This is a genomic window from Prevotella sp. LMAG:51 (genome assembly GCF_008680225.1).
Classification (GTDB): Bacteria; Bacteroidota; Bacteroidia; order Bacteroidales; family Bacteroidaceae; genus Prevotella; species Prevotella pectinovora.
Window position 1 is genome coordinate 1 of record NZ_NALQ01000028.1, and the last position, 17,645, is coordinate 17,645.

The following is a 17,645-nucleotide window of genomic DNA, read 5'->3' on the forward strand; positions in this document are numbered from 1 at the left end:
CATGAACTGCATCACGGAGTTATGGCCGTAGGTATGTCCGAAACATCCGGCGAATACCGCCCAATAGGCATAGCGGCGCACGTCGTAGTCCTGCCAGCGAGGAGCTGAGAAATCGTGCAGTCCCTGCGGAATGTCCTCATACGAAGGTTCACCGTCGATTACAGGTTTCAGTGGCTTCTTCTCAAAGCTCATGTCCACATAGCGCCAGTTGTCCTCCTCGGTATTGTCCTTTATGGTGTAGTCGCCGTCACCATTGCGCTGTCCGTAGCGGCGGTGACCGCTCTGAAACATGTTGAAGTCCATCCACTCGCGGTCGTTAAACCATCTTGCCGACGTGGTTCTGCCTCTTGGGTGGAAAGTCATGATATGGCGGTTGTCGTATTTCTTTATGGCACGGGCCAGAGCGTCCCACACTTCAGGCGACTTGTCGCCGAGAATGTCTCCGCCTATCATCCAGATGATGTTCGGCTTGTCCTTGTATCTCTCACCCAGGAACTTGCCGTAGGCAACAGCCTTCTTCACGTCCATCTGGCCGATCATAGACCCCCAGATGCAGTCCATGGCGATATATATTCCGTTGTCGGCAGCGCGGTCTATGATGTAGTCCAGGTGTTCCCAGTATCCGTAGACACCCGGCTTTGACACCTTGCTGAAGTCGAACTCCTTGTTGTTGGCCTGCTGACCATAAACGTTGAAGGTTGGAATGGCGTTGAGCACCTGTATCTGCTCCACGTTGTAGCCCAGTTCGCGCTCTTTGGCGAGGAAATATTCAGCCTCGTCGCGGTTCAGCCTTTCCGGCAGCAGCCATGCGGTGTTGCCGAGCCAGAAAAACGGTGTGCCGTTCTCGTGTATGAGATAGCGCTGGTTTGCCGATACTTTCAGTTTGCCGTTAGACCATGGTTTGTATATGGTCTTCTTGGCAGCGTTTGCCATTGTCGTGGCGAGCAGCATGAAGGCTGCGATAAATAGGGATTTCTTTATTGTCATATTGTATTCGTTATTTTTCTTATATAATAAGAGTTTGTCAGTTTTTCGACTTCAGTTCTATCGTCTGTCCCTTCTTGGTCGGTATGTCATAGACGTAAGACTTTCTGAGTTCTGGCATCTTCTCGATCTTTTCGGGATGGTTGATCTGCTGCTTCACGTTTGTCGGTGTGACGAAGAGTGGGTTGGGATTCTTGCCTTTGGCAGTCCGGAGTCCCTTGCCTGTGAGCGGTACGGCAGACCGTATGCGTAGGTTGCCGCCGTTTTCCGACTTTATCACAGCTTTCACGATGTTGTTCTCCTTCCATGTCATGCTCACCTCAAAACCGCCGCGTGCTTTCAGTCCGCTTACCGTTCCCTCCTTCCATGCGTCGGGCAGGGCAGGGAGCAGATATATGAAACCGTCGTGGCTCTGCATCAGCATCTCGGCGATGCCGGCGGCGCATCCGAAGTTTCCGTCTATCTGGAATGGCGGATGGGCGTCGAAAAGATTGGCATAGGTACCGCCTTTCTTCTTCTCGTTGCGCACCAGGGTTAGTTGGTCGCCGATGAGCTTCAGGGCATGGTTGCCGTCGAGGAGTCTCGACCACAGACACACCTTCCATCCCATGCTCCATCCCGTAGAGGGGTCGCCGCGATGAATCAGCGATGTGCGAGCTGCCGAAGCCAGTTCCGGTGTGCGGAACGGCGAAATCAGATTGCTTGGATACAGACCGTAGAGATGCGACACGTGTCGGTGTATGTCGTCGGGATTGTCCCAGTCGTCTTTCCATTCCTGCAACTGTCCCCAGCGTCCGGTCTGCAGAGGCAGCAGTCCGTCGAGCTTCTCCTGCAGACTGTCTGTGAATGCCTTGTCACCCTTGGCTCCGAGAATCCTCGATGCCTCTATCACATGGCTGAAGAGGTCGGTCAGCAGTTCGTTGTCCATCGTCACTCCGGCCGCCGTGGTGGCCTTGTGGAGATGCGGGTTCTCTGGCGACAGCGACGGACATATCATCCAGTTCCTGCCCGATGGATTTTTCACCATTATCTGGTTGAGGAATCGTGCCGCACCGCACATTATCGGATACACGCTGCTCAGGAAGCCCTTGTCGCCGGTATATAGATAGTGTTCCCACAGATGCTGGCTCATCCATGCCCCTCCCGTTGGCCATAGTCCAGAGGGAGCCTTGTCGATGGCTCCTGTCACTCGCCATAGGTCCGTGTTGTGGTGGAGCACCCATCCGTCAGCGCCATACATTATGCGGGCAGCGTCGCGTCCCGTCTCGCTCACGTCCTTGATGAGCGAGAAGAGCGGCTGGTTCAGTTCCGTGAGATTCGCCACTTCAGCCGGCCAGTAGTTCATTTCCAGATTTATGTTGCAGGTATATTTGCTGTCCCACGACGGCATCATCTTGTCGTTCCACAGTCCTTGAAGTGTTGGCGGCTGTGTGCCGGGTTGCGATGTGGAGATGAGCAGGTAGCGTCCGAACTGGAAGTATGTCTCTACAAGGTGTTCGTCGTTGTGACTCTTGAAATTCTGTATTCTCCAGTCCGTTGTCTTGTCGGCAAACTTGTCGTTGCCCAGGTTGAGGCTCACACGGTCAAACTGCTCCTTGTATAGTGCCACGTGCTCCTTTTTCAGTCTGTCGAAACCACTGTCGAGAGCTCTTCTCAGAGTGCTCTCCGAGAGTAGCGTGTCGTTTCCGCTGATATCGTTGTATTTCTTGAAGTTTGTGGCGATGGTGAGGAATATGGTGGCTTCGTCAGCATCCTTTATCTGCAGCACACCGTCTTTGCTTCTGATTGTTCCACCCTTTAGCTGCGCCGTGGCGCGTCCGGTGAACTGCACCTTTCCCTTCAGTCCCTCGTGCCATCCGCTGATGCCGCTGAGCACAATCTCGTCGCCTTCCGACCTCACGCTGACGTCCTGCTGTGGCGATGTCATCTGGGCGTTGCATGTTATCATTCCCTTCTTGCTGGCAGAGAGCTTCACCATGATCACATTGCCGCTCAGCGACGATATGTATTCGCGTCGGTAGGTCACGCCATTGGCCTTGAACTGAGTCACTGCCCTTGCCGAGTCGAGACTCAGTTCGCGGCGGTAGTCAGAATACTCTTCCAGTCCGGGAAAACTTACATACAGGTCGCCGAAGGGCTGGTATGGCATTCCGGAGTTCGTCTTTGCCATGACATGAGCCGTAGCCATGTCTTGCGCCTCCTTGTATTTGCCCTGCCACACCAGTTCTCTCACCCGGGGCAGGTATTCCCGAGCCTCCGGGTTGGCGTTGTTGTTGGGGCGTCCTGCCCAGATAGTCTCTTCGTTGAGTTGCAGACGGTCGGTGGCAGGAGTGCCGTAGACCATCGCTCCCAACCGGCTGTTGCCCAAAGGCAATGCTTCCGTCCACATTGCTGCAGGCTTGTCATACCACAGTATGTGGCAGTTTCCGGTCTTTGTATCGTTGCCTTTTGCGAGTGTCGTCGTGGCGGCAAGAGTCAAGACCGCGGCTGATAGTATTATTGCTTTTTTCATCTCTTCTGGTTGGTGTGATTTCTTTTTTGTCTATGTTGCTTGTTTCCGGTTATGAAGACATTATGATAATGTCAGGATAATCCATGTCTTTAATTTGACGTTGCTTCACCGCTTTTGTACCTATCGGTCTGCATCCGAGGGTAGGGATAACCATGACAAACATCCCCCCAAATGGAAATTCTGAAAATTCTTCATAAACCGTCAGATCGTCAGGTTTTTGCTGTAACGCATTTATATATTGGCTGTTGGCGACCAGATGGTTGTTTTCGATTGTCTGGATGGTTCGTTGTCATAAGCTGACATAGAGCGCTCCACATCTTCGGCAACGCCACATTCCTGACAGCCACAATGTTGTAAAAGGTAAATAGTCCATCTCCCATTTCTCACGTCTTGCCCCTGATTTGAAACAAAATTAGAGGTAAGTTGCCCCTGATTTGAAACAAAAAATATTCTTTTTGCCCCTGATTTGAAACAAAAAAGTTGTATCTTTGCCCATGATTTGAGGCAAAAGATATGTTTAAGCGCAAGATATTAAGCAAATTAGAAGCATGGAAGCGAGATGAAAGGCATACTTTTCTTTTTTCACACACAAAGATACTAAAAAATGGTTCTTCCGTTAAATGCGTGGATATGCCCTTCTGGGCGCATATCCACGCATTTAACGGAATTAACGGAAGAACCTGTTTTATTGTATAACATTCCTTTTACCCGTATTTCCTGACCCTCTGATTTCTTCGTGATAAAGATAATTCACTATCGAGGGATGTCCTTTGGGATTTCGTTCGTAAGGCAATTCATTATCCACATACTTACATTGAGCCTCCTGCGCCATTTTCGCGGCCTCTTGTTCCAATTGCTTCCAATATGTTCGGTCATTATGCAAATAGATTTCTTCATAAAGTGGGAACAAATGGGGATAGTATGATTTGATATAACTCATAATGTTGGCCTTAAAGCCACCCCGCAGATTGAGGTTCTCAAGCCAAAAGAGGTCGCAAATATCTTTCACTTTATGAAAAATAGCTTTGAAATTGGTGATGCCAGGGAAGATGGGCGATACAAAACAAATGGTTCGGATGCCCGTCTCGTAGACCTTTCGCATGGCAGCGATGCGCCGCTCTATGCTCACGGCCTTGTCCATGTCGGCACGAAATGTCTCATCAAGCGTGTTGATAGACCACGATACGGTGACTTTCTTCATTTGCCGGAGCAGGTCAAGGTCGCGCAACACGAGGTCGCTCTTTGTGCAAATGAGTATTTCCGCATCGCTGTCTTTGAGCTCTTCAAGCAGTTTACGTGTCCTGCGGAACGTTGCTTCTTCGGGATTATACCCATCGGTCACTGATCCAATGACCACCCGTTGTCCGGCATATTTCTTCGGATTGTTGATTGCAGGCCAATGCTTCACGTCTAAGAAAGTGCCCCATTCTTCTTTATGTCCAGTGAAGCGCTTCATGAATGAGGCGTAACAATACTTGCAGGCATGGGTGCAACCCACGTATGGATTCGCCGAATAGCCACCAACAGGGAGGTTGGACTTGGTCATGATGCCACGCACCTCTTTCGTTCCAATGAGTGTTTTTGCCATATTTCTTCCTTTATTCTTTATAAATTCTCTACCGTTTCACCGTCTTCAGGAATAAAGACGCGGTCTAAAATTCCTGCCACTTCCGCACGCTTTCTCACCATTTCACGCGTCACGCTATAATGGTTCACGCCTTCAAGATGCGTCACAAATATCTTTGCATCTGGTGCGGCTGCAGCAACTTTTACCACATCTTCATCGTTCATAATAACGCGTCCACCCAAGTGAAAGCCATTGCCACCTGCATTAAGGGTGATAACCGCGGGGCGAAAGCGCTTCAAATTGCGCTTCACACCAGCATACCAGATGGTATCTCCGGCGTGATAGAGCGTCTTTTCTTGTGGATGAGTGAATACATAACCCGCTGTATGCCCAGCAGGATACTTCATGATGAAATTACCATGCTGGCTTTCGGCCTTTTGTATGCTCACTTCCCCAACCCTTGTATTGTCGCCGACAACTTCCACATGATTGAATCCATGCGACATCACCACCTGCCGATTGTTTTCGTCTTGCACAAAAAATAGCATATCTTTAGGAATCCTTTCATAGGCCGCCTCGTCGATATGGTCATCGTGTAGATGGGTAAGCAACACCGCGTCTACACCTTTTAGCATCTCTTCTACAGGAAAAGGTAATTCATGAAGTGGGTTGCGCAGGTGTTGATTCCTACTAAAGTGGAAAGGAGGCATGCAGCCTTTCTTTCCCAACATGGTGTCGATCAGAAATATCTTTCCTCCATATTCAACGATTATCGTTGCGTTTCTTACTTGCTGGATATTCATTGTTTATTAAAACTAAAGTTTAACATTGGCTTCCAGCATAATACCATCCTTCAGGGGTTCATCATCATCAGAGAACGAATTTGCCTTATATTGTACGCAAAGCACGAGCATTTCGCTGCTGCCTGTGTTCTTGAAAGCACGTTTGCCATTGGGCGCAATTCTCACGATGCTTCCTTCTGAAACGGGAAATCGTTTGCCGTCTACATCGAAAATGCCTTCACCCTTAAGAATGAAATAAAGCTCTTCGTGGGTTTTATGGGTATGGCGTGTGCCATAATCCTGCCCAGCTGCAAGACTTTGGAATGACAATTCTGCGCCTGTTGCTTGTAGTGCATGTCCGGCAAACATCTTTCCCGGGATAGAGAAATTGCCCATGGCCAACTCATATTCCTTAATTTCATTCAACTTACCTACGTTCACCGTGGTGAAGTTCTCACCTTTTTCTACAATTTTAATTTCTTTCATAATGCTATTTGTTTTGATTACGAGCGCAAAGGTAGTGCATAAAACAAAGACACATTCTACCATAAATAATATATGCTCTGCCATTTTGATAAACCATTAATTATTCGTACATTTGTTGCATGAAATTAGAGAGTCATCCCCAAGAACTCACACAAGTTCCTTTCAGCAAAACAGAATGTGGTGTAGATTTCAACATCAATACCGATACGCACGAGCGTTTGCGGGGCGTATTGATGGAGTATCCGTCTTTCAAAACCAACTTCTTCGAGTTGTTTTTCTTCAGGAAAGTATCCGGGTGGCTGCGTTATGGCTTTCAACATATCGCGTTGAAAGACAATACGGTGCTGATACTTTCGCCGCACATCCATCAGGAGTGGCACATTGATGAAAGCCAAACGGATTATCGTTTCCTTATTTTCCGTGATGATTTTCTTTCAACCTATCTTGCCGATCCTTTCTTTACTTATCGTTTGCTTTATTGCTACCAAACAGATTTTGCACCCTATCTGTCGGCTACTGCTATGGAACAACAAGAATACGAGCGTTTGCTTGTGCGGATAAAAGAAGAACTCAACCATCCTCTTGCCGACAGCTATCACATCATCGTATCCTTGCTTCATTATCTGCTCATGACCCTTAATCGTAGGTATTCTGCTCAATACCATCTGCCTTTTGATGCCCCCAAGAACCACCATGCCTTTGAGTTCAAACAACTCTTAGAGAAACATATTCGCCAATACCAGCAAGTGGCCGACTATGCAGCCATGCTGAACATCAGCCGCATCACATTGAACGCTTCTGTACGGGCACAATATGGGCAAACGGCCGTACATCTGCTGAAACAACGTCTGCTTGCAGAAATCAAGAATGAAATACTCTTCACTGACAAAACTACCAGTGAATTGGCATACGAATTCAATTTCTCGGAGCCAGGACATTTAATGCGTTTCTTCAAAAAACAAACAGGACAGACGGTTACGGACTTTAAAGAAGAATATAAAGGACAACAGTTTACCGCAGAATAGAAAGATGATTAAACGCAAGAACTTACCAATAAACGAACGGCACTTGAAACAGATGCCCTGATAAAGCTCGATACTGTCCTATCAATCAGCAAAATGATGGTTGTTACCATGGAGGAAGAGAGCTTCGTTGAAAAAGATGGATACCAGATAGAACTCGTTCCTTTATGGAAATGGCTGCTTAGGTTCTAATAAATTGGGTTGTATACTATACGCACACAAGCCAAACATAAGTACAGCCGATTCCTAGCATATACGGGCAGAAAGTACAACTATACCAAGCAGAGCCTGATGACCAACTTACAACACCAACCGCATTGAATTGGGGATGATGTACAGAATGAAGGTTTTGGGCACAGTTTGGACACTGGTCGTGCCCACTTGGGGCAACGTGCTTGCCCCACATGGGCAACGTGCTTGCCCTATATGGGCACGGTGCTTGCCCCATTTGTGCACAATCCGTGTCCATTTCTTGATGTTTTGTTCTCCTTGCCTATATTTGGTGTTATGGTGTTCCGATGATGATTTACCAGTGATACTTTGATGATACTTCTATGATACTTTTCTGTAAAACATTCGGAAAAGTCTCATACGTCTAACCTGTTGGTTTAGTGGTCTTAAGGTGTCTGACAGAAGTCGGAAATGATACTTTGATACTTTTCTATCTAAAAATCTGATTAAGCGTGGGAAATGGGAATGTATTCACATGCGGTACAAGTTTTCCCTGTATCGCCCATTGTAATATGCTGTTCTTTAATGTTTGTCGTTCATTGTTAATAATGAAATGTCAATGTGTCTTTAAAAGTTGTTGTCCTTGTTTCGTTCTTTGAGATAGAACAGATACAATTTCTTTCCTATTTTGTCTTTACTGAAAGTACGTTCATGCTCAATCGGAATTGTGGATAAGCGCACCTTGGCAATGCCGTCCTTTATCTTCTCAAACTGTTCTGGCGTGATTTTGAATTGAGCCGTAGAACTGATTTCCGTTACGGGATAAACGATGTTGCCTATTAGTACACCTGCTGATTCTGAGCCATTGCTAATTAGTGAGCCTTGTAGCTTTATCACTTCGCCGTCAAAATTCTTGATGAGCATTGTTGACTCTTTCAAGAAAGTCAATCTGTCCGATTTCACTGTGGCAATGATATAGTAAACGGAATCCTGCCTTATGACACTATATTTCATGCTGCAACCCTCTGCTGCCAATGGCTTGTAGGAGTAGCCAACAGTTTGTGCTCGGCTAACAAAGCAACAGAGCAAAACTACAAGCATACATGTCAATCTAATCTTCATCTTCTGCCTCTTTTCCCTTTTGTAATTCAAAAAACTCTTTCTGCTCACGGATTTCTCGGCTCAACTCTTCTTCTGTAGGAAGATAAGTAAGATACTTAGCGGCAAAGAGCTGCTTGCTGTCTTTCAATATGGAATAACGTGCAAGGTCTTTGCTAGTGTCAGAACACAGAAGCAAACCGATAGTAGGATTATTGCCTTCCTCTTTCTTCAACTCGTCATACATTCTGACGTACATATCCATCTGTCCCACATCCTGATGAGTTATCTGCGTAGTCTTTAAATCAATAATGAGATAGGACTTTAGGATGATGTTGTAGAACACAAGGTCGATATAGAAATCGCCCATGTCCGTCTTGATATGCTGTTGGCGAGCTACAAACGCATAGCCTTTGCCCAACTCCATGATGAAAGTCTGCAGATGGTCGATAATGGCAGTTTCCAGTTTCGATTCACTATAGGCAGGGTTCTGTGGTAATCCTAAGAACTCTGCTATCACAGGATTCTTGAGATAAGAGAGTTTGTCTTTTTCGAAATCTGAAGTCAGCGAACGCATCTCGTCACTTACCTCTTTGCGCAGATGCTCAGGGGTTTGCAACAAACGATAATAGTATTGTGAGGAGATATTACGCTGCAAGGTACGGTAATCCCATTGCTCACGAGCCGCCTCCTTCAAATACCACAATCTTGCATCCGCCTCTTTTACACGCAGTAAGCGTTCATAGTGAAGCCATGATAGGTTAGGATAGAATGGTATCGTAGATTCGTCAAGCGGTGCTTGACGAATTGGTTCGTCTGTGAGTTTGAATTGGTCAAGCATTGCTTGACCAATTTGTAATTTGCTGAACATCAGGTAAAAAGAGCGCATGTTCTTTATGCTTGTCAGTCCGAATCCCCTGCCGTATTCTTCTGTAAGGGTTTGGGAGGCCAATTTTATGACATGTTTGCCATATTGCGCACGTTCCTTTCCATTTTGTTCCTGTGTCACGATACGCCAGCCGATAAGCCAGTTGCGAACCACCAATAGATAGTCTGCACTGCGATAGGCTTGCCGACGTGCTTCACCGGCTAAATGCTTCAAGTCAGAGACAAAGTTTTTCTCTGGTTGAGTCAGCTTTTCTGTTATGTTTGTTAATGCAGATTTTTCCATATTATCCAATCCTTTTCTGAATTAGTGAGACAGCGTCTCACTTTTTCATAATTTGTGGAACACCGTCCCACATTTTACAATTCGTCCACATTTCCATGAGAAACAGAATGATTGGCATCCTTTGCTTCTACAATAGCAAAGGGTGTTGCCTTAATAGCAGCAGAAAATTAATTCAAACCTTATGCGCCGGATATGCTCAGGCGAACTCCAGATTGAGCAGTTCGCCGAGTTTCCCGACGGCATCATTCTCTTTGCAGAGCTTCAGGTAAAACTCCTTGGGGGAGAGAATACGCTTTATCTCCTCAGGACGGGCCAGACGCAGCGACAGTTCTATATCATCGTTGCGGAGCTTCTGCACGAGAGTGTTACGAACGCGGTTCTTTATTTTCTGCACGTCCTCCAGCAGCATCTTGTTGTCTATCACCACTTCAACCTTGGGGAACTCCGTGATGACAGGCGTGAGGTTCTTCATTCGCTTCGACGTGCCCAGCATGTTGGGAGGCATACGGTTGCACATCAGCAGCCATTGCTGCAGGAGCATGTCGTCGTCGAAAGTCTCGTGCAGTCCGGTGGTAGCCTTCTGCTCCGGTTCCATTTCGTAAGTCGGTTTTTCCGGTCCTTTCATCAGATTGCCGAAAGACTTTCCTATCGACCCTAATTTCAGTGCCGGTCTGTGTTGAGGCTGTGTTACCGGCTGTGTGGCAGATACCGTAGAAGCGTTGCCCGGCGTAGCCGTGACTTGTGAAGATGCTGACGGAGCATTGTCTGGTGAGGACACAGCCACTCCCTGCACAGCTTTGTTCTCACCAGGCTGTGCTTGCGACGCAGCGGCAGCCACCTGCTGGACTGCCGTGTGGCGCTGCGCCGAGGCTATGAGTTTCTTGAACAGGCTTTTCAGTCGCTTGGGGCTGCGCCCCGCGACGCCGTCTTCGTCGGGCTGTGTTATCTGTGCCACGCGGATGAGCGTTATCTCCACGAGCAGTCGCTTGTTGCTGCTCTGGCGATAGTTGATGTCGCATTCGTTGAGGATCTTCAGTGCCGAATACAAGAACTTGGTAGGACATTTCTGTGCCTGCTCCTTGTATTTCTGAGCCTGAGCCTCGCTTGTCTGCAGCAGCGGCAATGTCTGCGTGTCCTTCGCCATCAGCACGTTGCGCACGTGGCTTGCCAGTCCGCCGATGATGTTGCCACCGTCGAAGCCTCTGGCGATGACGTTGTTGAGCAACACCATCACTTCAGCAGCCTTGTTCTCCATACATAAGTCTATGATGCGGAAATAATTGTCAGAGTCGAGCACGTTGAGGTCTTCAATCACCTTGGCGTAAGTGATGTCGCCCTGACAGAAGCTCGCTGCCTGGTCGAACACCGAGAGGGCGTCTCTCATTCCGCCGTCAGCCTTTTCGGCTATCACGTTGAGAGCCTCTTCCTCATATTTTATCCCCTCCTTCTCAGCCACCATCTTCAGATGGTTCACGATGCCCGGCACCGTCATGCGCTCGAAGTCGTAAATCTGGCAGCGCGACAGGATGGTGGGCAGAATCTTGTGCTTCTCCGTTGTCGCGAGGATGAAGATGACGTGTGCCGGCGGTTCTTCGAGAGTCTTCAGAAAGGCATTGAAAGCTTGTGTGGAGAGCATGTGCACCTCGTCGATGATGAACACCTTGTAGCGTCCCACCTGGGGTGGGATGCGGGTCTGGTCCATCAGCGCCTTGATGTTTTCCACCGAGTTGTTGCTTGCCGCATCGAGCTCAAAGATGTTGTATGAACGCTGTTCATTGAACGCCTTGCAGCTCTCGCATTCGTTGCAGGCCTCACCGTCGGCAGTGGGGTGCTGGCAGTTTATCGCCTTGGCGAAGATGCGGGCGCATGTGGTCTTACCCACGCCCCTCGGTCCGCAGAACAGGTAGGCATGGGCGAGCTTTCCGCTTCTCACCGCATTTTTCAGAGTGGTGGTGAGAGCCGACTGTCCCACGACGGAGTCGAACGACATGGGGCGGTATTTTCGTGCCGAAACAATGTATTCTTCCATAAATAAATATAAGATTTCGCTTATTTTCTTGCAAAGATAATGTAATTTCGTTCAATTGAGCTATCTTTGCACGAAAATAATGATACACTAATTCTATAAAATAAAACAAAGACAATGAGTCGCATCAACCCTCTGTTGAGATTTATGTCGCACAACATTTATTGGATAACAACGATAATTGGTGTGCTCATCGTTGCCGTGCTCGACGAGAACAGTTTCCTGACCCGCATGAAATATGACATGCAGATAAGCGACCTGGAGGAACAGATCGATGAATACAACAGTCAGTATGAGCGCGACGACCAGAAACTGAAGGAACTTCGCCGCAATCCAAGGGCTATCACCAAGATTGCACGCGAGAACTATATGATGAAGGCCGACGACGAGGATATCTTCGTGTTGAGCGACGACGAGAAACAAGAGACAAGCAAGAATGAAACAGCTGAATAGAACGCAAAGCGCCATGATGCTCATAGGAGCATGCCTGATGGTGGTGGGAGCAGCTCTCTATGTTTTTGGAGAGCAGACCGTGGCACCCTGTATCTTCACTCCAGGCACACTGATGTTCGCCGCCATGCAGTATATGCAGAAATATACCGGTACCGACGTCACCATGCGCCGACTGAGAAGAATCATGCTCACCGGAGCTGCATTCTTCATCATCTCAGCGCTGCTGATGGTGGAGAACGCATATCACGTGGTATTCCCTCTGTTTGCAAAGACAATCAACGGATACACATCATACGTAAAGTACATCCACAACAACTGGGTGGTGACTCTGCTGGTGGCTGCCGTGCTCCAGCTCTATTCCACACACCGCATCTCATCTGAGCTCCAGAAGAACAAACAGCGTGAGGCATAAACGACCTGGACTTGCAGCGTTGACATGGAAATGACAAACATGCGGATGCTGTGTCGTAAAGACTAAAAAAAGCTAAAAACAGGGAACCTTGTTTTAAATAGAATAAACATATTTCCATACATCCGTAATACGACTTACATTTGTATGGAATTTCAAAAACAGATATGAATAAGATATTTTACTCTCTCATCGTTGCCGTGGCAATGATACTCACATCTTGTGCCGGAACATACGATATCAAGGGCACATCCAACGTGTCGGTGCTCGACGGCAAGATGCTATACCTGAAGCAATATCATGACAGCGACCTGAAGAACATCGATTCTTGCGACGTCGTTCACGGACAGTTCGGCTTCAATGGAAGACTCGACTCCGTAAGGATGGTGACACTCTTTATGGACGACGAGAACATAATGCCTGTAGTCCTGGAGTCAGGAAGCATCAACGTGAAGATTGACAACGGATCGCAGAAGGTGAGCGGCACGCCGCTCAACGACAAACTCTCTGAATTCATTGAGAAATACAACCAGCTCGAGATGCAGATGAACGACCTCGCACACAAGCAGAGCCAGGCGATAATGAACGGTGAGGACGAGAATACCATAAACCAGAAACTCGCAATCGAAGCGCAGCAGATCACTCAGAAGGAGGACAAGCTCATCACATCATTCATCTGCGACAACTTCGACAACGTGCTCGGTCCCGGAGTGTTCTTCATGATGACTATGGGATACCCGATACCGGAACTCTCGCCATGGATAGAAGACATCATGAGCAAGGCGACGGACCACTTCAAGAACGATGCCTACGTGAGGGACTACTATCAGAAGGCACAGCAGAACCAGGAAATATTGAACGGCATGGCAACGCCAGACGGACCGGCTCCGCAGCCGGCGGCAGGACCACAACCCACCGATGCTCCACAGCAGCCGATGGACGGACCGACGCCAAACCAGTTGGCACAGCCTGCTGAATAACCCCATAAGCCAAGGCTGGTCCTGAGAGGTAAAGATTCTTCAGGACAGGCCGTAAACTTTTATACCTTACTTGAATAATGAAGACATTGATTACAGGAGCTACGGTCGTGAACGAGGGAATGGCAGTCAAGGCAGACATTCTGATTGAAGACGACCGAATAGTAAGCATACTGAGCAATGGCGAAACACCCCGGGACAACTACGACGAAACAGTAGATGCCACGGGGTGTTTCGTATTGCCGGGAGTGATAGACGACCATGTGCATTTCCGTGACCCCGGACTGACACACAAGGCAGACATGCAGACGGAAAGCAGGGCAGCGGCATACGGAGGAGTGACGACATATTTCGACATGCCTAACACCAAACCTCAGACCACCACACTTGCCGACCTTGAAGATAAACTCGATATGGCACGGCAGAAGAGTCACGTGAACTATTCCTTCTTCATCGGAGCTACAAACGACAATATCGACCAGCTGCTGAAGGTGGATACAAAGAAGGTGCCGGGAGTGAAACTCTTCATGGGATCGTCAACGGGAAACATGCTCGTTGACCGTGAGAAGGCGTTGCGGCAGATATTCACCAAGGTGAAACTTCCGATAATGACACATTGTGAAGACACCGGCATCATCAACCGGAACATGGCTGAGGCAAAGAAGAAATGGGGTGAAGACCCCGATGTCTGCCACCATCCGGAGATAAGGTCGGTTGAGGCATGCTGGCAATCCACAGAACTCGCCGTGAAACTGGCAAAGGAGAGCGGAGCGCGACTCCATGTGGCACATCTCACCACGGAGAAGGAGCTGGAGCTCTTTGAGAAATATTCAGAGAAGGAAGTGCTTGCCGCTGCGGGCAGCGACGGATTCCCCAAGATTACAGCAGAGGCTGTGGTGGCACATCTTGTATTCACCGATGCCGACTACAAGACTCTTGGAGCAAGGATAAAATGCAATCCGGCAGTGAAAACCGCCGCCGACCGCGATGCCCTGCGTGCCGCTCTTACAGACGGACGCATCGCTGTGGTGGGGACAGACCATGCTCCACATCTCATAGAAGAGAAACAGGGTGGTTGCCAGAATGCCATGTCGGGAATGCCGATGCTTCAGTTCTCGCTCGTCACGATGCTCTCGCTCGTAGACCAGGGTGTGCTGACGGTGGAGAGAGTGGCAGAGCTGATGAGCCACAATCCGGCAAAGCTCTTCGGAGTGAAAGACCGCGGATTCCTGCGTCCGGGCTACAAGGCAGACATCGTGGTGGTGCGTCCAGGTGTGAAATGGACGTTGACAAGCGAAGACATACAGAGCAAGTGCAAGTGGAGTCCGTTGGAGGGCAAAACCTTCGGATGGAAGGTGGAGCATACCTTCTGCAACGGTCACCATATATATGATAATGGAAAGTTCGACGATTCGGTGCATGGCGAACAGGTGGAGTTCGACCATTCTTCCATCTAATAACGAAATAGAATAATGATAGTAAAAATACTGATTCCCATACTGCTGCTTCTGCTGGTTTCCGATGTTTACGTATATCTGCATTTCCTTCGCTACATGAAGCGCAACAAGATAGCAGCCATTACAGCTTGGGCGGCACAAAGCGTGGCGATGGTGGCATATAGCGTGGTGATGGCAGTTCAGCCGGATTTCGCTCCGGCAGACATGGATTGTCTCAACTTCTATCTCCTGCTCCTCGGAGTATGGGCAGTGCCGAAGTTCGTCTTCACGGTCTGCTCCATCCTGGGATGGGGACATTGCGTCTATCACAAGACAAAGACAAACTGGGGCAACTATGCAGGAATTCTGGCAGGGGTCTTCTTGGCTGTCGTTTGCGTATATGGTTTCACCAAGGGATTCAACAAAGTGACGGTGCGCCATGTCACCTTCGAGTCGGCAGATCTGCCAAAGGCTTTCGATGGCTACCGTATCGTGCAGTTCAGCGATGCCCACGTGGGTACATATACAGGACAGAGGGCTTTCATGCTGAAAGTCGTGGCAGACAGCATCAACAGTCAGAAGGCAGACATGATAGCCTTTACCGGAGACTTGCAGAATATGCGCCCTTCAGAACTCTATCAACACGAGAAGACCCTCGCTTCCCTCAAAGCGAAAGATGGCGTGTTCTCCGTGCTTGGCAACCACGACTATGCCTATTATGTAAAGGCAACCGAAGCAGAGCGGCGTCATAACTGTCAGGAGATGAAGGATGTGCAGCGCAGGATGGGCTGGAAACTGTTGCTCAACGACAACTGTGTGATACGTCGCGGCAACGACTCTATCGTCGTGGCTGGAATGGAGTTCGAGGGCGAGAGTCCGAGAGTGCCGAGTTTCGGCAACTTGAAGAAGACCCTCCATGGCGTCAATCAGAAAGGTGCGTTCATACTCATGCTTCAGCATGATCCGACAAGTTGGCGCACCGACATACTACCGCATTCCACTTCGCAGCTGACGCTCAGCGGACATACCCATGCCGGACAGATGAAGTTCTTCGGCTGGTCGCCAGCCTCACTGAAGTATGACGAATGGGGAGGGTTATATACCGAGGGCAGACGTTCCATCAACGTGAGCTGCGGTGTGGGAGGTTTCGTCCCATTCAGACTTGGATGTCCTGGCGAGATAGTAGTCATAGAGCTGAAAAAGCATAAATGATATTTGTGCAAATAGTGTTCTTATTGTTAAAAAAGATATAATATTCCGATGCCTTAAATAAGGTTTCGGAATATTTTTTTATCTTTGTAGCGATAAAAAATATCCCCACAATTATGATAGTATCAGTATTAGTTATAATCAGCATCTCGGTTTCCGTATTCTTCTGCATAAAGTAGAATACCGATCAGTTTCGTGTCTGAAACAGGAGACCCGTTTAATGAAGTCTGACGCTTGACGGCGTTTGACTTCAAGTATACCATTCCATGGTTTTGGAATGGGAGTGTTGGCAGGTGCTTGCAGAAAATCATAAGTCCAACACTCTGACTTCCGCATTTGTCATCTTCTGCACATCCTTCATTTCCTTGTTGTAATAAACAGCCTGTATAGCCTTGTTTATTATTCCATGTCCCACGGCAAGGACTGTCTGTCCGGGATATTCTCGCTTTATGAACTCAAGAAAATCCCGTGCCCTCGCCTTCAGCGTGTCGAGAGATTCCACATCGTCAGGCCACACTTCGTCTTTCAGGTCTGGGATATATCGTCCGGTGAAGCTTCCCCAGTCGCGTTCTCTCAGCAGTGGAGTGGTGCGCACATCCGCATGATGCGGTTCGGCGATAATCCGGCAGGTGTCTATAGACCTCTTCAGATCGCTCGACACGAAAGCGTCGAAATGCTTCTCGGCCAGTTTCTTTGCCACTTCCTTCGCCTGTTCTATACCGTGGTCGTTGAGTCTGCCCGGTGTCTGTCCCTGCATTATCTTATTGGCGTTGTCGTAGGTTTCGCCATGCCTTGTGAGATATAGTCTTGTCATATTCCAAATGTTCTTTCTGTTTCTTCCGCAAAGATAACGCAAACCGAATGCATAATGAAATAAATGTATTTATTTCTTATGCTGAGGTGCAGCTTATCTTATGCAAAGATAACGCAAACCGAATGCATAATGAAATAAATGTATTTATTTCTTATGCTGAGGTGCAGCTTATCTTATGCAAAGATAACGCAAACCGAATGCATAATGAAATAAATGTATTTGTTTCTTATACTGAGGTGCGGCTTATCTTATGCAAAGATAACGCAAACCGAATGCATAATGAAATAAATGTATTTATTTCTTATGCTGAGGTGCAGCTTATCTTATGCAAAGATAACGCAAACCGAATGCATAATGAAATAAATGTATTTGTTTCTTATGCTGAGGTGCAGCTTATCTTATGTAAAGATAGGAAAATTAAATAGAATAGCCGCAATGTAGTGTCCTTAGTGTCGCTTGACGTGCCGTTTTTTAGCTTTGCATCGTGCGTAGATGATGTCATAGCTTCATGACATTATCCATGTCAAC

General features: G+C 48.0%; 16 protein-coding genes. 7 read left to right on the forward strand and 9 right to left on the reverse strand.

Annotation, left to right across the window (positions count from 1 at the left end):
* From CCC32_RS11160 to CCC32_RS11180, 5 genes are all read right to left on the reverse strand, one after another.
* Positions 1–987 (reverse strand): glycoside hydrolase family 140 protein (locus CCC32_RS11160; RefSeq protein WP_502705623.1); only part of this gene is annotated, 987 nt, incomplete at its 3' end.
* A gap of 37 nt (positions 988–1,024) precedes the next feature.
* Complete coding sequence (locus CCC32_RS11165; RefSeq protein ID WP_287074559.1) at positions 1,025–3,496, reverse strand: glycoside hydrolase family 95 protein; 2,472 nt, start codon at positions 3,494–3,496, stop codon at positions 1,025–1,027.
* Between the two features lie 685 nt (positions 3,497–4,181).
* Complete coding sequence (locus tag CCC32_RS11170) at positions 4,182–5,084, reverse strand: radical SAM mobile pair protein B (RefSeq protein ID WP_287074561.1); 903 nt, start codon at positions 5,082–5,084, stop codon at positions 4,182–4,184.
* 17 nt (positions 5,085–5,101) lie between these two features.
* Positions 5,102–5,866: an MBL fold metallo-hydrolase gene (locus CCC32_RS11175; RefSeq protein ID WP_287074563.1), complete on the reverse strand. Its 765-nt coding sequence runs from the start codon at positions 5,864–5,866 to the stop codon at positions 5,102–5,104.
* A 12-nt stretch (positions 5,867–5,878) separates the two neighbouring features.
* The gene (locus tag CCC32_RS11180) at positions 5,879–6,331 is read right to left on the reverse strand and encodes a cupin domain-containing protein (RefSeq protein ID WP_004384417.1); all 453 of its coding nucleotides are present in this window, start codon (positions 6,329–6,331) and stop codon (positions 5,879–5,881) included.
* 119 nt (positions 6,332–6,450) lie between these two features.
* Between CCC32_RS11180 and CCC32_RS11185 the strand changes: the two genes are divergently transcribed.
* On the forward strand, positions 6,451–7,356 hold the full coding sequence (locus CCC32_RS11185; protein WP_287074572.1) for a helix-turn-helix domain-containing protein: 906 nt from the start codon (positions 6,451–6,453) through the stop codon (positions 7,354–7,356).
* A gap of 795 nt (positions 7,357–8,151) precedes the next feature.
* Here CCC32_RS11185 and CCC32_RS11190 read toward each other — a convergent pair.
* From CCC32_RS11190 to CCC32_RS11200, 3 genes are all read right to left on the reverse strand, one after another.
* Positions 8,152–8,646: a hypothetical protein gene (locus CCC32_RS11190; protein WP_044064686.1), complete on the reverse strand. Its 495-nt coding sequence runs from the start codon at positions 8,644–8,646 to the stop codon at positions 8,152–8,154.
* Positions 8,636–9,793 carry a PDDEXK nuclease domain-containing protein gene (locus tag CCC32_RS11195; protein WP_044064687.1) on the reverse strand — a complete coding sequence of 386 codons (1,158 nt, stop codon included), beginning with the start codon at positions 9,791–9,793 and terminating at the stop codon, positions 8,636–8,638. The genes CCC32_RS11190 and CCC32_RS11195 overlap by 11 nt, the downstream gene beginning before the upstream one ends.
* Positions 9,794–9,989: 196 nt before the next feature.
* A complete protein-coding gene (locus CCC32_RS11200) occupies positions 9,990–11,822 on the reverse strand; it encodes a DNA polymerase III subunit gamma/tau (RefSeq protein WP_044064688.1) in 1,833 nt (610 codons plus the stop codon).
* 114 nt (positions 11,823–11,936) lie between these two features.
* Here CCC32_RS11200 and CCC32_RS11205 point away from each other — a divergent pair, with 114 nt between their 5' ends.
* From CCC32_RS11205 to CCC32_RS11225, 5 genes are all read left to right on the forward strand, one after another.
* The gene (locus CCC32_RS11205) at positions 11,937–12,272 is read left to right on the forward strand and encodes an FtsB family cell division protein (protein ID WP_287074577.1); all 336 of its coding nucleotides are present in this window, start codon (positions 11,937–11,939) and stop codon (positions 12,270–12,272) included.
* Positions 12,256–12,684: a hypothetical protein gene (locus CCC32_RS11210; protein WP_022316125.1), complete on the forward strand. Its 429-nt coding sequence runs from the start codon at positions 12,256–12,258 to the stop codon at positions 12,682–12,684. The genes CCC32_RS11205 and CCC32_RS11210 overlap by 17 nt, the downstream gene beginning before the upstream one ends.
* A gap of 164 nt (positions 12,685–12,848) precedes the next feature.
* Entirely contained in the window at positions 12,849–13,661 is an 813-nt protein-coding gene (locus tag CCC32_RS11215) for a DUF4369 domain-containing protein (protein ID WP_042520061.1), read from the forward strand.
* Between the two features lie 77 nt (positions 13,662–13,738).
* Positions 13,739–15,115, forward strand: coding sequence for a dihydroorotase (locus CCC32_RS11220; RefSeq protein WP_287074580.1), 1,377 nt, complete (start codon positions 13,739–13,741; stop codon positions 15,113–15,115).
* Between the two features lie 15 nt (positions 15,116–15,130).
* Positions 15,131–16,306 (forward strand): metallophosphoesterase, encoded by a 1,176-nt coding sequence (locus CCC32_RS11225; RefSeq protein WP_287074582.1) that lies wholly within the window; start codon positions 15,131–15,133, stop codon positions 16,304–16,306.
* A gap of 304 nt (positions 16,307–16,610) precedes the next feature.
* On the opposite strand, the gene CCC32_RS11230 is transcribed toward CCC32_RS11225, so the two are convergent.
* Positions 16,611–17,117 carry a histidine phosphatase family protein gene (locus CCC32_RS11230; RefSeq protein WP_287074584.1) on the reverse strand — a complete coding sequence of 169 codons (507 nt, stop codon included), beginning with the start codon at positions 17,115–17,117 and terminating at the stop codon, positions 16,611–16,613.
* A gap of 47 nt (positions 17,118–17,164) precedes the next feature.
* Between CCC32_RS11230 and CCC32_RS11235 the strand changes: the two genes are divergently transcribed.
* A complete protein-coding gene (locus CCC32_RS11235) occupies positions 17,165–17,542 on the forward strand; it encodes a hypothetical protein (protein ID WP_287074585.1) in 378 nt (125 codons plus the stop codon).
* The last annotated feature ends 103 nt before the right edge of the window (positions 17,543–17,645 follow it).